Here is a 14,842-nt window from a genome sequence, read left to right as displayed (position 1 = left end):
GTAGCCACTGCACCCGCCTCGTAGCAGCCGTCGAGCTGCGCGAGGCGGCGTTCGGCTGTGCAGCAGTCGTGAGATTTGGCGATGCGGTGTTTCAGGAATATCACATGTTCAGGTTTTACGACTGCTGCGCAGCCGAACGCAGCCTCGCGCTGCTCGGCAGCTGCTACAGGTTTTCGTTGGATTGGTCCCCTCGCCTTCGCGAATATTGGCTGTTTGATTGCCCTGCCCTGCGGACTATCGTTGCTCCAGACGATAACCACCGCAGGTGATAAACCATGAAAGCTTTGCGTTTCCTTGCTGCCCCCCTTTCTGCCTTCGCCCTGACTGTTTCGGCCGCCGCCCTTGCTCACGAAGGCCCGTCTGAAAAGGTCACGGTATTGCAGGACCAAATGCTCAAGAACGTGCCCAATAAAAAGGCGCTGATGATTGAAGTGGACTACGAGCCAGGCCAGTCTTCCATCGCCCACAAGCACGAAGGCACCGCCATGGCTTACGTGATATCGGGGGAGATAGTTTCTCAAGTGAAAGGTGAGCAGCCGAAAACCTACAAGGCCGGTGAGTATTGGTATGAAGCGGCCGGTTCGGAACATTTGGTGTCGAAGAATGCCAGTGCCACCCAGCCTGCCAAACTCTTGGTGTTCATGGTATTGGCACCCGATGAGAAAGTTTTGATCCCGTTGGAAAACTGATAGCTGTAACGCCAGCCATAAATAAACAGGCCCAAATGAGACATTCGGGCCTTTTTATTTCCAGGCGTCATTAACTGAACGCTTTTAAACCAAACAAAACTATTGCCGTACTCATAAGCTCATCTACTGGCTAGTTTCTTTTGCAACGACAGGTTTAGTCTGGAAGCACCGCCGACACTACTCGGCAACTTAAACTTTCCGACTCAAGTTGTTTCACTGGAGATACACCATGAAACGTGTGCTTGTCAGTGCATTGACGATGACTGCTCTTTTATCTGGCTGCTCGATCCCCACGGCGCCAACTTCCGTATCTTACCTGGACGGTCTCTTGCCTGAGCCCGTGGGTCGCAGCAACGCCACGCAAGTAAACAATGGCCATAACGTTGCGCTCGGCGTTGTCTACAGCCAAAACACCCAGGCCAACCGCTCCTACCTTCAAGACTATCAGGCCAACGCCGGCACCGGTTTCGGCCAGAGCCTGCTGGTTCAACCGATTCACGACGCCTACGTCAGCACCTCCCAACCCGACCTAGCTGTGGATTGGGTCAAGGCATCCCTGGGGCGGCAGTTTGGCTCGGTCACGGTGTACCCGGACATGCAAAGCCTGAGGGCGGCGAAACCGGATGTGATCGCCATTGTCGACAGCCGCAGTCAATTGATTACCTCACGCAGTTCGGATATAGAGGCCAATGTCAGTGCCGATTTCTATGACGCTAACTTCAACTACATCGGCACGGCACAAGGGCATGATGCTAAAGCACTGACTCCGGTTTGGGCCGACTTCAAACGCACTGAAGAGATAGTCGCGGACATTAACGAACAACAGAATGTTCAAGTTCGGGCATTGCAGAAGTTTGACCAGTCGCTCAGTAATTTATTGACCAAGCCGACAGATAAAGTATCCATGCTAGATAACACTTCTAGCCAAAAATTATATTAAGGCTAGTGGCCTTGTCGCGGGCAAGCCCGCCCCCACATTGGAATGCATTGTAATTGTGGGAGCGGGCTTGCCCGCGATTAGGCCTGAACTGACACCTTGTAACCATCAGGCAAAAAAAACCCGCATGTCTCCATGCGGGCTTTTTCATTCAGCGCCTGATCAGGCCGCCGGTTCCAGCTCTTCGCTAGCAACCGCAGTGGTAGTCACCACCGCTTGCCCGCTCAACGCCAGGTCCAGCAACTCACGGTTGGCCACCGCATACATGGCGTAGTCCGTGCCGCTGGCGGCACGAATTTCAACCAGCATGGCGCGCCAGCGTTCGATCATGCCTTCGTGCGCTGCCATCCACAGCGCCAGGCGTGTTTCCACATCCTGAGTGCCGTCGCCCTGTTGCAGGACGGAGATGGTGATCGCACGTTGCTGCCAGTCGACGTCGTCGCGGAACGCTTCACGGGCCAGGGCTTGCCAGTTGTTTTCAACCGGCAAAGCGCTGATCTGTTGCAGGTACCAGGTGATGTCCAGCGCGCTGCCGACGGCGAAGTAAGCCTTCGCCACGTCTGCTGCGTTCTGACCGGTCACATCCGACGCTTCGATAATTGGCAACAGGGTGTACAGGTGAGTGGTGCCTGCAACCATGCGCGCCAACAACTCCGGAACGCCAGCGGCGACGTACGCCTGATAGCGGGTCTGCCAGCCTTCGCGGGTCGGGCCTTCCAGCAGTTCGTCGAGCTTGAGGCCCAGCGCTGCCAGATGTGGACCGAAGTGCGCGACGTCACGAGCGGCATTCTGCTCGTTGCGACGGCTGCGCAGGAACCAGCGCGTGGCGCGACGGCCCAGACGCATCAGCTCGTCCATCAGCTCCAGTTGAACGTCGGCCGACACCTGGTAGTCCAGGGCTTCGATCTGACGGAACCAGTGCGGGAGGTGGAAAATGTCACGCACGATCACGTAGGCGCCGGCCACGTTCGCCGGGCTCATGCCGGTCGACTCTTTGAGTCGTTGAACGAAGGTGATGCCCATGTGGTTGACCAGGTCGTTGGCGATCTGGGTGCTGACGATTTCGCGCTTCAGACGGTGACGGCGCATGGCTTCGGAGAACTTGCTCACCAGCGTTGGCGGGAAAGCGGTTTCCATGTCGCGGGTCAGGTAGTCGTCATCCGGCACCAGGGAGCCCAGCAGCTGCTCCTTGAGGTCGATCTTGCTGTACGAAATCAGCACCGACAGCTCGGCACGGGTCAGGCCGTGGCCTGCCGCAACGCGCTCGTTGATGGCCTCTTCAGTCGGCAGGAACTCGATGGCGCGATCCAGCTTGCCGCGACCTTCCAGATCGTTCATCAGACGCTTGTATTCAGCGATCCGCGGCAAGGCACGACGCGCCGCCAGGGACAGGGCCTGAGTCTGCTTGTAGTTGTTGCCCAACACCAGGCCACCAACTTCGTCGGTCATGCTCGCCAGCAACAGGTTACGTTGCTTGTCGGTCATGTCGCCGGCTTGAACCACTTCGTTCAGCAGGATCTTGATGTTCACTTCGTGGTCGGAGCAATCCACGCCACCGGCGTTGTCGATGAAGTCGGTGTTGGAACCGCCGCCATTGAGGCCGAACTCGACACGACCCAGTTGGGTCATGCCCAGGTTACCGCCCTCGCCCACAACTTTGCAGCGCAGTTCGTTGCCGTTCACGCGCAGTGCATCGTTGGCCTTGTCGCCGACATCGGCGTGGCTTTCGCTGCTGGCCTTGACGTACGTACCGATGCCGCCGTTCCACAACAGGTCTACCGGGGCCTTGAGCAAGGCATTGAGCAGTTCGGTCGGGGTCAGCTTGTCGGCCTGAATGTCGAAACGCTCTTGCATCTGCGGGGAGATCGCGATGCTCTTCGCGCTACGGGAGAAGATCCCGCCGCCTTCGGACATGATGCTGGTGTCGTAATCCGACCAGGCCGAACGCGGCAGGTCGAACAGGCGCTGACGCTCGGCGAAGCTGCTGGCAGGCGCCGGGTTCGGGTCGATGAAGATGTGCAAGTGGTTGAATGCGGCCACCAGTTGCAGGGTCTCGGACATCAACAGGCCGTTACCGAATACGTCACCGGCCATGTCGCCGACACCGACCACGGTGATGCTGTCTTTCTGAACATTGATGCCGCGTTCGCGGAAGTGACGTTGCACGCCAACCCACGCGCCCTTGGCGGTGATGCCCATTTTCTTGTGGTCGTAACCGGCCGAGCCGCCCGAGGCGAATGCATCGCCGAGCCAGAAGCCGTAGTCGATGGCAATACCGTTGGCGATGTCGGAGAAGGTCGCGGTGCCCTTGTCCGCAGCGACTACCAGGTACGGGTCATCGTCGTCATGACGCACGACGTTGGCCGGCGGAACCAGCGCGCCGTCCTTCAGATTGTCGGTGATGTCCAACAGACCCGAAATGAAGATGCGGTAGCAGGCGATACCCTCGGCCGCGATCTCGTCACGGCTGCCGCCCAGTGGCAGGCGACGCGGCAGGAAGCCGCCCTTCGCGCCGACCGGCACGATGACCGAGTTCTTCACTTGCTGGGCTTTTACCAGGCCCAGGACTTCGGTGCGGAAGTCTTCTTCACGGTCAGACCAGCGCAGACCACCACGAGCGACGTTGCCGAAGCGCAGGTGCACGCCTTCGACGCGAGGCGAGTAAACGAAGATTTCGAACTTCGGTACTGGCTTTGGCAGCTCTGGAATCTGGTGCGGATTGAACTTGAAGCTGAAGTACGACTTGTTATGGCCGTTGGCGTCAGTCTGGTAGAAGTTGGTGCGCAGAGTAGCTTTGACCAGGTCCAGGTAACGACGCAGGATGCGGTCTTCGTTCAGCACCTGGACGTCGTCCAGTGCGCTCAGAATCGCGTGTTCCAGACGTTGTTGCTTGTCTTCCAGATCATCACCGGACAGCTTGCGTGCCAGGTAGAAACGGGTTTTGAACAACCGGGTCAACTCGCGAGCGATGTCGGTGTGGTTGTTCAGGGTGCTGGCGATGTAGCCCAGGTCGAAGCCCAGACGGATCTGCTTCATGTAGCGAGCGTAAGCACGCAGCAGCGCCACATCGCGCCACGGCAGGCCGGCGGTCAGTACCAGACGGTTGAACGCATCGTTCTCGGCATCGCCACGCACGATGTGGACGAACGCGTCCTGCAAGGTGTCGTTGAGTTGCTGGATGTCGAGTTCCAGGCCTTCGGCAGCGGTGAACGCGAAGTCGTGAATCCAGAACTCGCGACCGTTGGTGTGACGCAGGCGATACGGGAATTCACCCAGCACGCGCAGGCCGAGGTTTTCCAGGATCGGCAGCACGTCGGACAGCGCCAGTGGCGTATCGGCGTGATACAGCTTGCAATGCAGCATGCGCTGGCCGGAGACCTGACCCAGCGGCTGATAGAAGCTCATGACCAGTGGATTTTTTTCGCTCAGGCTCAGCAGGTGTTGCATGTCGACCACAGCCGAGTGAGCGGCAAACCGCTCGCGATAACCGGCCGGGAAGCCTTTCGGGAAGTCGGCCAGCACGTTGGTGCCGTGGGCTTCGCCGAAGCTTTCAACGGTCAGTGCGGCGTAGTCGTCCTGCCAGCTGCGGCAGGCTTGCACCACTTCTTTTTCCAGCAACAGCGGATCGATGTCGATGCGGTTTTTCGGGTCGACACGCAGGATCAGCTGTACACGAGCCAGCACGGATTCGGAGAAGAACGTCCAGAATTCGCAGTCCGAGGCTTTCAGGCGATCCATCAGCACTTGCTGGATCTTCTGGCGCACTTCGGTGGAATAGATGTCGCGTGGCACGTAAGCCAGGCAGTAGCAGAAACGGCCGTACGGGTCTTTGCGCAGGAACACGCGAATCTTGTTGCGTTCCTGGATCTGCACGATCGACATCACGGTGCTGAACAGTTCGTCGACCGGGGTCTGGAACAGGTCATCGCGCGGCAGTACTTCGACCACCTGCGCCAGTTCCTTGCCCAGGTGGGCCTTGGCCTGGAAGCCGGAACGGCGTTCGATTTCCTCGACCTTGCGACGGATGTACGGAATGACCCGCACGCTCTCGCCATACACCGAGGAGGTGTACAGGCCCATGAAACGGCATTCCTTGATGACATTGCCGTCGGCGTCGATTTCGCGGATCGACACGTAATCGGGGTAAGCCGGACGGTGCACACGGCTTGGGTGCGCGGCCTTGGCGAAGGACAGCAGGGTCGGTTCGCGCAGGTAGTTCACGGCGTAGTCTTCGATGCGCAGGTCATCGTAGGTCAGGCCGGTACGCAGCAGTTTGGTCAAGCCCAGGAAAGAGTCCTGGTCGTAGACGATGTGGCCGCCGTCGGCTTCATCGCGCACCACGAACTCTTCGTAGCCCAGGAACGTGAAGTGGTTGCCCACCAGCCATTCCAGGAAGCTTTTGATTTCGCCTTTTTCTTCCGGGTCGACAGCGAACTGGCTGTTGTCCAGGCCGGTCAGGATTTCCTGGACCTTGGCTTTCATCGGCTCGAAATCGGCGACCGCGACGCGGACTTCACCGAGCACCTGCTCCAGCTCTTTGCTCAGGACATTGAGCTCGGCGGTGTTGGCGCAACGGTCGATTTCCAGGTACATCAGCGATTCTTGAAGAATGCCTTCGCCCTGGGTGCCTTTGGGCAGGATTTCCAGCAATTCGCCCTTGCTGCCGCGACGCACGCTCAGCACAGTGGTTTGCAGGGTATGAATGCTGTAGCCGCGACGGTTCAGCTCGGTACGCACCGAGTCCACCAGGAATGGCAGGTCGTGGTGCAGCACTTCGACCGCGGTGTGGGTCGACTGCCAGCCGTGGCGCTCGTAGTCAGGGTTGTAGACGCGCACTTGCGGTTGAGCGTGATCGAAGCGCTCAAGCAGGCGCCACGCAGAAAGGGTGCAGCCGGCGAGGTCGGACAACCGACGCTGGGTCAGCTCGTCCAGGGAAATGATGCCAAAGAATTGTTCGGCGAACAGCGCCACTTGTGGCAGTGCCTGTTCACTGATGTGCTGTGCCAGTGCCGCTTGCAGTTGGTGCTGGAAGTCGGCTTTGCTGGCTGCGGTGAAGAACGCCATCTGTGGTACTCCGCTTGGGCTTGTTATTGATGGAAGCGTCGCGTGCAAAACCCCTTTCGGGGTGGTCCGTCACCCGGTTCCTGATTCTCGGGCAGAGGAAACAGGGCGACAGGTGGGTGAAGCTGGACGAGACACTCAGGTCACATTCACCTTCCATGAATGGGCATCTGCAAAAACGACTGGACTGCATGCAGCGCAATGTCTTTACAGGTGCTCATCCGTTGCGCAGCTTAACGAGTGCGGCAAGGCCCGTGCTTGCGGTGCTGCGACATATTCGGTCATCGGTACGCAGCTAATGGCCCACGCCTCGAACAACACTAGCAGCCGTGGCCGAAAACGGGCGTTTTATCCCCGGTTTTACGGCACTCGCGTACCAGAAATGACCAGCAACACTTCAAGTGTCCACGCCCCTCCTCTGACACTCGACCGAGCAGAAATTCCCTTCCACTGGCACAATTGCGCTTTGTTCGTCTTCACCATGCTCGCCGAGCCAGGAATTGCCCATGCAAATGACCACCGACCTCTTGATTGTGAACCCTTGCGATGACGAGGAAGACAACATGGCCATGCTCGCCTGCCACAGCACTCAGGGCGATATGTTCCTGATGACCCGCTACCCGGATGAAGACGAACTGGAAATTACTCTCGATGGCGAGCCTTCGACGCTGGACGGGGTCAAAGTCACTCTGAGCCCTACCCGCCTGCTGATCGAAATCACGGCGGCGGATGCGGATGCCCTGAATGGGGATGACTCGCTGGAAATCATTCACAACACCGATGCCAGTGATCTGGCTGAAGTAGAAGAAACACTGCGTAACATTCTTGACGGGACTGGTACTTATATAAGCGAGCTTTGATAGCGCCTGAGCGGGCCTCATCGCGGGCAAGCCCTGCTCCCACAGGTTCGGAGGTGTTGCAAGCATCGCAAGCGCACCGCCGATACTTGTGGGAGCCGGGCTTGCCCGCGATAGCGTCCGAAAGAACGCCACCAGCCTGCGAGCCTGAAAACTTCCAACCCTTCGCCAATCATTTCCCGCACTTTGCACAAAATGCCGTTAGTCGCCGCCCCCCGCGATGGATTAAAGTAACGCCCCCAGCCCTGGCGTTATTCGAACGTCTTCGGTCACCCTTTCCAGGAACAGTCATCGATGGAACATCGTGAAGCGCTGCTCGCGCTGCGAACCTTTCTTTCAACGCAGATTCTCGGCCAGGAAAAACTCATCGAGCGCTTGCTCATCGCTTTGCTTGCCGACGGCCACATGCTGGTCGAGGGCGCCCCGGGCCTGGCCAAGACCAAGGCCATCAAAGAGCTTGCCGAAGGTATCGAAGCCCAGTTCCACCGCATCCAGTTCACCCCTGACTTGTTGCCTGCCGACATTACCGGCACGGAAATCTATCGCCCGGAAACCGGCAGCTTTGTGTTTCAGCAAGGCCCGATCTTCCACAACCTGGTACTGGCGGACGAAATCAACCGCGCCCCGGCCAAGGTTCAATCGGCGCTGCTCGAAGCCATGGCCGAGCGCCAGGTCAGTGTCGGGCGCAGCACGTATGAGCTCTCGCCACTGTTTCTGGTGATGGCGACGCAAAACCCGATTGAGCAGGAAGGCACCTACCCGCTGCCCGAAGCCCAGCTCGACCGCTTCCTGATGCACGTAAAAATCGGTTTCCCGGACGCAACGGTGGAACGCAAGATCCTGCAGCAGGCCCGTGGTGAAGCCCTGAACGGCGAAACCAAACCGGAACGCCGGGTCAGCCAGCAGGCGATCTTCGCCGCACGCAAGGAAATCCTCGGTTTGTACATGGCCGACGCCGTGGAGGAATACCTGGTGCAACTGGTCATGGCCACGCGCAACCCTGGCAAGTTCGACCCGGAGATGGCCGACTGGATCGCCTACGGCGCCAGCCCTCGTGGATCTATCGCGCTGGACCGTTGCGCACGGGCTCACGCGTGGCTGGCCGGGCGCGACTTCGTCAGCCCTGAAGACATCCAGGCCGTGCTGTTTGACGTGTTGCGCCATCGCATCATCCTGTCCTTTGAAGCCGAAGCTGCTGGCATCGACCAGGACCGGGTGGTCCAGCGGATTCTCGACGTCGTAGCTGTCGCTTGACCCCGATGAACGCCCTTGCGCCGCCCGAGCCGGGCATCCGCGTCAGCCTCGCCGAGCTGATCGAGATGCGCCATCGCGTGCGTGAAGTGCAGTTGTTTTCCACGCCGAGCCAACGCAGCCCGCTGATCGGCCTGCACCACTCCAAGTTTCGTGGACGCGGTGTGGATTTCGACCAGGTGCGGGTTTATCAGGCCGGCGACGATGTGCGCACCATTGACTGGCGCGTGACGGCACGCACCCAGGAGCCCCACACCAAGCTGTTCCATGAAGAACGCGAACGGCCGATTTTCATCATGGTCGAGCAAAGCTGCCGGCTGTTCTTCAGCTCGGGCCTGATGTTCAAATCGGTCCTTGCCGCCCAGGCCGCCAGCCTGATCGGGTGGGCCGCACTGGGCCATAACGACCGGGTGGGCGGACTGGTGTTCGGCGACAACGAGCACTACGAAATCAAACCCCGGCGCAGCAAACAAAGCCTGCTGCAATTGCTCAACCGGCTGGTGCGGGTCAATCAATCGCTGCACGCCGAAACCGAGCAGAACCGTGATTCTTTGAACATGGCACTGCGTCGGGCGCGGGAAGTGTTGCGCCCCGGCAGTCTGGTTATCGTCATCTGCGACGAGCGCGCCCTGACCGAAGGCTCGGAACAACAACTGAGCCTGCTGTCGCGCCATTGCGACCTGTTGCTGCTGCCTTTGTCCGATCCACTGGACCATGCCCTGCCTGCCGCAGGCTTGCTGCGTTTTGCCGAACGTGGCGCGCAACTGGAGCTCGACACGCTCAATTACGACCTGCGCCAGACCTATCGCGCACAAGCCGAAGCGCGCATCGCTCGCTGGGAACTGCTTGCACAAAAACTGCGCGTCTTGTTGATGCCCTTAAGCACCCAGACCGAGATGGTCGAGCAACTGCGCGAATACCTGAACCCACAAAAACCGGGGAAAGGTCGATGAGCAGTCTCGATCAACTGCAACCGCTGATTACCCCGCCACCCATCGAGTTCTGGCCACCCGCGCCGGGCTGGTGGTTATTACTTTTATTGCTGCCACTGATCGGCGTTGGCCTGTGGCAGTTGCGACACGTGTTTGCGCGCAAACAGCCCGTCGTTCGCGCCGAACAGCCACTGGACCCGGTGCGTGTCGCTGCGCTGGCCGAACTGGCACTGATGCCCAAACCCTACGACGGTGCGCCGGCCGGAGCCTGGCTACAGCAACTCAATGGCTTGCTCAAGCGCCTGTGCCGCAACCATTACCCCTACAGCCAGAGCCACACCCTCAACGGGCGCAAATGGCTGGCGTTTCTCGACAACCGCTGCCCGGCTGCCGGCCTGACGCGCTGGATGGTCCTGGTCGAAGGTGCCTACAAACCCGAATGCAAACTCGACGACAAGGCCATCGCCGGCCTGACCCAAGCCGTCGACACCTGGATTCGCAAGCATGTTTGAGTTCGCCTGGCCGTGGATTTTTGCCTTGCTGCCCCTGCCGTGGCTCATGCGAGTGTTGCTGCCGGTCGCCGACAGCGGCGAGCCGGCACTTAAAGTCAGTTTCCTGAGCGACCTCGAAGGCCTCGCTCGACGCCGCGCCCGGGCGAATCTGCCGGCCTGGCGTCAACAGGCACCGTTCATGCTGCTGTGGTTGTTGCTGCTGATCGCCGCCGCGCGCCCGCAATGGCTCGGCGAACCGCTGCCGATTGCGGCCAGTGGCCGCGACTTGCTGGTGGCGGTGGACGTGTCCGGCTCGATGGATTTCCCCGACATGCAGTGGCAGGAGGAAGACGTCAGCCGTTTGAGCCTCGTGCAACATTTACTCGGTGATTTCCTGGAAAGCCGCGATGGCGATCGGGTCGGACTGATTCTGTTTGGCAGCCAGGCCTACCTGCAAGCCCCGCTGACCTTCGACCGGCACACCGTGCGGGTCTGGCTCGACGAAGCGCGCATCGGCATCGCTGGCAAGAACACCGCCATCGGCGACGCCATTGGCCTGGCCCTTAAACGCCTGCGCACACGTCCGGCACAGAGCCGTGTGCTGATTCTGGTCACCGACGGCGCCAACAACGGAGGCGAAATCGACCCGTTGACCGCGGCGCGGCTGGCGGCAAACGAAGGGGTAAAAATCTACCCGATCGGCATTGGTGCCAACCCGGAAGAAAGCGGCACGCAGGGCTTTCTGGGCATCAACCCGAGCCTGGACCTCGACGAACCGGCCCTGCAAGCCATCGCCCAAGCCACCGGCGGTCAATACTTCCGCGCCCATGACGGCAACGAACTGCAAGCCATCAAGGACACGCTGGACAAACTCGAACCGGTGACGCAACAACCCACCCAGGCCCGGCCGGCGCAGGCGTTGTATCACTGGCCGCTGACGATGGCGTTGCTGTTGAGCATGCTGTTGGTGGTGCGCGAACGCTGGCCGGATAACCCGTTTCTACGCTTGTTTACCAAGGATCTGTTCTTGCACTCGCCACTGCCTGACTGGCGTCAGCGTCTCAAACGCCTGCGCTCGCGGAGACGCCGATGAGCGCGCTCTGGCCTTTCTGGTTCCGCCCATGGTGGCTGTTGCTGTTGCCGATATTGGGCTGGTTGCTGTGGCAACTCTGGCACCGGCAAAAACGTGCCGGGCGCTGGCAGATGATTCTGCCGCCGGCCTTCCATGCCGCCCTGCTCAGTGGCGGCAACGGACGCGACAGCAAACTGCCATGGGTGGTCCTCGGACTGGCCTGGATGTTGACCGTACTGGCACTGCTGGGGCCGAGCTGGCAACGGGTCGAGCAAGCCAGTCAGAAACCTGCCGACCCGCTGGTGGTGGTGCTTGAACTGACCCCGGAAATGCTCGCCACCGACGTGGCGCCGAACCGGCTTGAACAGGCACGACGCAAGCTGCTCGACCTGCTGCAAGTGCGCAGCGACGCCCAGACCGCCATCGTCGTCTACGCCGGCAGCGCCCACACGTTGGTGCCGTTGTCGGATGACCTGTCGACCAGCCGCAACCTGCTGGACGCGCTGAAACCTTCACTGATGCCCGAAGCCGGCCATCGCGCCGATCTCGCGGTAAACAAAGCCCTTGCATTGCTGAGCCAGGGCGCCTTGGGCGACGGGCGGATTTTGCTGATCGGCTCGACCCTGACCGAACAGGAACGCCAAGGTATTCGTCAGGCACTGGCGGGGCACTCGACGCAGTTTTTGATGCTGGGCATTGGCACCGCCGAAGGTGCACCAGTCGCTCAGGAGGACGGCAGCTTCCTCAAGGACAGTGACGGCGCGATTCTGGTGCCACGCCTGGACACCCCCAACCTGAAAGCCTTTGCCAGCGATCTCGGCGGAGAGTATCGCCAGGCGCGTCTGGATGATTCAGACCTGCGCGCACTGGGCCTGCTCGATGGCCCGCGTGCGCTGCGCAACGACGGGCAAACGCTGCGCCTGGACACTTGGGCCGACCAGGGTTACTGGCTGTTGCTACCACTGTTGCTGTTGGCGGCCTGTGCCGGACGGCGCGGCTGGCTGTTCTGCCTGCCATTGCTGTTGATGCTGCCGCAACCGAGTTATGCCTTCGACTTCCAGGACTTGTGGTTGCGCCCGGATCAACGGGGCCTGCACCTGCTCAACCAAGACCACCCGGCCAGGGCGGCACAGTATTTTCAGGACCCGCAGTGGCAAGGTGTGGCGCTGTATGAAGCCGGCGACTACAGTGGCGCCGCCCAGCGGTTCGCCCAAGGCAATGATGCCCATGCCCACTACAATCGTGGCAACGCCCTGGCCAAAAGCGGTGAGCTGGAAGCCGCGCTGGATGCCTACGAACAGGCGCTGGAACTTCAACCGGATTTGCGTCCGGCCTTGACCAACAAGGCGTTGGTGGAAAGTCTGCTGAAGCAGAAAAACACCCCAGCGCCCGTGGAGCCGGAAACCAGCGACGACAGCGAGGCGCAAAACGCCGAGCAGGAGCAGCCAGGCGCCGCCACGCAACCGACGAGCAATGGTGAACCGCAAACTGACGCACAACCGGCCACCGCGGAGACCGAACAACAGACCACCACGCCGCCGAAACCCGGCGGCAATGAAGTCCCGGGCAGCGAGTTGGCCGACGAGCAAAGCACCAAACCGCCACCGCGCCCGACCAGCGACACGCTCCAGGGCGAGCAGCTTCAGGCGCTGGAGCAATGGTTACGCAAGATCCCGGATGATCCGGGTGAATTGCTCAGGCGCAAATTCTGGTACGAACAGCAACAACATCAGGATCAGGGAAAAACTCGATGACCCGCTTCACCCTCTTCATGCTTGCCTTGTTGTGCTGCACCTTTCAGGCCCAGGCGTCGGGGCTCGTCGCCAGTGTCGATCGCAGTCGCCTGAACTCCGGCGAGACGGTCGAACTGACCCTGGAATCCAGCGACGTGACACAGTTCGGCAAGCCGGACCTGACCCCGCTCGAACCCCTGTTCGAAGTACGCGACACCCGCCAGGTCAACCAGTTGAACACCCTCAGTGGCGACAACCGCGCGACCACGCGCTGGATTATCACGTTGCTGCCCAAGGAAAACGGCAGCGTGACGATTCCACCCTTGCAACTGGGCGAGGTGCAGAGCCAGCCCATTACGGTGCAAGTGGTCGAGAGCGAAAACCAGGACACCGCGAGCAAACTGGCGCCGGTGTTTATCGATGTCAGCCTCGACCAGACCAGTGTGTACGTACAGGCGCAGGCGATCCTGACCTTGCGCATCTACCATTCGGTGTCGCTGTACGACGACAGCAGCCTGACCCCGTTGCAGGTGCCCGACGCGCGTATCGAACAACTGGGCGAGTCACGCACCTATGAAAAAGTCATCAACGGGCTGCGCCATGGCGTGATCGAAATGCGCTACGCGATCTACCCGCAACACAGCGGCGAACTGACCATTCCAGCGCAGATATTCAGCGCCACGCTGGTCGACACTCAACCCGCTCAGGACGCCGCTGCACAGGGGCCGAAAACCGGGAAACTGATGCGTGTCAGCTCCACGCAAACGTTACTGACGGTCAAGGCCAAACCCATCACTTACCCCGCGGACCTGCCCTGGTTGCCGGCCCGCAGCGTGAGCCTGGGCGAAAGCTGGAACCCGCAACCGGACCATGCACAGGTGGGCGATTCGTTCACCCGCAGCCTGACCTTGAAGGTAGAAGGCCAGGCCAGCTCGCAATTGCCGCCCTTGCCCGCCACTGATGTCAGCGGCTTGCGGCGTTATCCCGATCAACCGATGCTTAGCAACGAGAACAGTGAGCGCGGCCTGATCGGCATTCGCGAAGACCGTGAAGCCCTGGTTCCGGCCCGCAGCGGCGCAATCGAGCTGCCGACGGTGGACGTGGTCTGGTGGAACACCTTCGAAGATCATCTGGAACACAGCAGCCTGCCGGCGCGCACCCTGCAAGTCGCCAACAACCCAAGCATGCTGGTCGACGCGCCGGCCGGGACGCCTCAAGTCAGCTCCGCTGCCGACAACGAAACCCTGTGGCGCTGGAAACTCAGCACGCTGATCCTGGCCTGCACCACCCTGCTCGGCTTCGGCCTCTGGTGGCGTGCCCGCTGGCAACCGGCGATCCTGCGCGCCACACAAACCGGCCCGAGCCCGCGCACCGTCCTCGACGAACTCAAGCGCGCCTGCCAGGCCAACGACTCACACGCCACCCGCCAGGCGCTCGACGCCTGGGCCCGGCAACAGCCGGAAACCCTGGCCGACATGGCCGCCCGTTTCGTGCCGCTGTCCGATGCCCTCGACGGCCTGAACGGCGCGCTCTACAGCGAAACCGGCCAATACTGGCAAGGCGAAGAACTGTGGCGCGCGATCAAGGCCATCCCGATTGCCGAACGGGTTCACGACCCGGTGGGTGATAGTGGGTTGCCGCCGCTTTACCCCAAATAATCACCCTCTGTAGCAGCGGCCGAGCCCGCGAGGCTGCGTCCGGCTGCGCAGCAGTCGCAATGTCTGCATACGCGGTTTGCCAGACAATCCGCGTTGCAGGATTTACGACTGCTGCGCACTCGGACGCCGGCTTCGCCAACTGCTACAGGGTTTTCGTGTTG

General features: G+C 60.6%; 10 protein-coding genes. 9 read left to right on the top strand and 1 reads right to left on the bottom strand.

What is annotated here, in order from left to right; translation table 11 throughout:
- Nucleotides 1–275 precede the first annotated feature (275 nt).
- Nucleotides 276–689 (top strand): cupin domain-containing protein, encoded by a 414-nt coding sequence (locus BMS17_RS25890; RefSeq protein WP_046032157.1) that lies wholly within the window; start codon nt 276–278, stop codon nt 687–689.
- Nucleotides 690–918: 229 nt separating this feature from the next.
- The gene (locus BMS17_RS25885; RefSeq protein ID WP_046032156.1) at nt 919–1,629 is read left to right on the top strand and encodes a hypothetical protein; all 711 of its coding nucleotides are present in this window, start codon (nt 919–921) and stop codon (nt 1,627–1,629) included.
- Nucleotides 1,630–1,788: 159 nt separating this feature from the next.
- On the opposite strand, the gene BMS17_RS25880 is transcribed toward BMS17_RS25885, so the two are convergent.
- Complete coding sequence (locus BMS17_RS25880; RefSeq protein ID WP_077432083.1) at nt 1,789–6,690, bottom strand: NAD-glutamate dehydrogenase; 4,902 nt, start codon at nt 6,688–6,690, stop codon at nt 1,789–1,791.
- A gap of 503 nt (nt 6,691–7,193) precedes the next feature.
- Between BMS17_RS25880 and BMS17_RS25875 the strand changes: the two genes are divergently transcribed.
- The 7 genes from BMS17_RS25875 (at nt 7,194) to BMS17_RS25845 (ending at nt 14,681) form a co-directional block, all read left to right on the top strand.
- The gene (locus BMS17_RS25875) at nt 7,194–7,547 is read left to right on the top strand and encodes a hypothetical protein (RefSeq protein WP_077432082.1); all 354 of its coding nucleotides are present in this window, start codon (nt 7,194–7,196) and stop codon (nt 7,545–7,547) included.
- 291 nt (nt 7,548–7,838) lie between these two features.
- Nucleotides 7,839–8,798 (top strand): MoxR family ATPase, encoded by a 960-nt coding sequence (locus BMS17_RS25870; RefSeq protein ID WP_046032153.1) that lies wholly within the window; start codon nt 7,839–7,841, stop codon nt 8,796–8,798.
- 5 nt (nt 8,799–8,803) lie between these two features.
- Nucleotides 8,804–9,748 carry a DUF58 domain-containing protein gene (locus BMS17_RS25865; protein ID WP_046032152.1) on the top strand — a complete coding sequence of 315 codons (945 nt, stop codon included), beginning with the start codon at nt 8,804–8,806 and terminating at the stop codon, nt 9,746–9,748.
- Nucleotides 9,745–10,239: a DUF4381 domain-containing protein gene (locus BMS17_RS25860; protein ID WP_077432081.1), complete on the top strand. Its 495-nt coding sequence runs from the start codon at nt 9,745–9,747 to the stop codon at nt 10,237–10,239. The genes BMS17_RS25865 and BMS17_RS25860 overlap by 4 nt, the downstream gene beginning before the upstream one ends.
- Nucleotides 10,232–11,311, top strand: coding sequence for a VWA domain-containing protein (locus BMS17_RS25855; protein WP_046032150.1), 1,080 nt, complete (start codon nt 10,232–10,234; stop codon nt 11,309–11,311). The genes BMS17_RS25860 and BMS17_RS25855 overlap by 8 nt, the downstream gene beginning before the upstream one ends.
- The gene (locus tag BMS17_RS25850) at nt 11,308–13,044 is read left to right on the top strand and encodes a tetratricopeptide repeat protein (protein ID WP_046032149.1); all 1,737 of its coding nucleotides are present in this window, start codon (nt 11,308–11,310) and stop codon (nt 13,042–13,044) included. The genes BMS17_RS25855 and BMS17_RS25850 overlap by 4 nt, the downstream gene beginning before the upstream one ends.
- Nucleotides 13,041–14,681, top strand: coding sequence for a BatD family protein (locus BMS17_RS25845; RefSeq protein WP_046032148.1), 1,641 nt, complete (start codon nt 13,041–13,043; stop codon nt 14,679–14,681). The genes BMS17_RS25850 and BMS17_RS25845 overlap by 4 nt, the downstream gene beginning before the upstream one ends.
- Nucleotides 14,682–14,842 lie beyond the last annotated feature (161 nt).

It is taken from the genome of Pseudomonas sp. C9, from assembly GCF_002000165.1.
GTDB lineage: Bacteria > Pseudomonadota > Gammaproteobacteria > Pseudomonadales > Pseudomonadaceae > Aquipseudomonas.
This window is presented reverse-complemented; position numbering and strand designations above follow the sequence as displayed.

Bases quoted from the DNA above. Each gene is read 5' to 3' on its own strand.
- BMS17_RS25890 (WP_046032157.1), top strand. From the start codon at position 276: ATGAAAGCTTTGCGTTTCCTTGCTGCCCCCCTTTCTGCCTTCGCCCTG.
- BMS17_RS25885 (WP_046032156.1), top strand. From the start codon at position 919: ATGAAACGTGTGCTTGTCAGTGCATTGACGATGACTGCTCTTTTATCT.
- BMS17_RS25880 (WP_077432083.1), bottom strand. From the start codon at position 6,690: ATGGCGTTCTTCACCGCAGCCAGCAAAGCCGACTTCCAGCACCAACTG.
- BMS17_RS25875 (WP_077432082.1), top strand. From the start codon at position 7,194: ATGCAAATGACCACCGACCTCTTGATTGTGAACCCTTGCGATGACGAG.
- BMS17_RS25870 (WP_046032153.1), top strand. From the start codon at position 7,839: ATGGAACATCGTGAAGCGCTGCTCGCGCTGCGAACCTTTCTTTCAACG.
- BMS17_RS25865 (WP_046032152.1), top strand. From the start codon at position 8,804: ATGAACGCCCTTGCGCCGCCCGAGCCGGGCATCCGCGTCAGCCTCGCC.
- BMS17_RS25860 (WP_077432081.1), top strand. From the start codon at position 9,745: ATGAGCAGTCTCGATCAACTGCAACCGCTGATTACCCCGCCACCCATC.
- BMS17_RS25855 (WP_046032150.1), top strand. From the start codon at position 10,232: ATGTTTGAGTTCGCCTGGCCGTGGATTTTTGCCTTGCTGCCCCTGCCG.
- BMS17_RS25850 (WP_046032149.1), top strand. From the start codon at position 11,308: ATGAGCGCGCTCTGGCCTTTCTGGTTCCGCCCATGGTGGCTGTTGCTG.
- BMS17_RS25845 (WP_046032148.1), top strand. From the start codon at position 13,041: ATGACCCGCTTCACCCTCTTCATGCTTGCCTTGTTGTGCTGCACCTTT.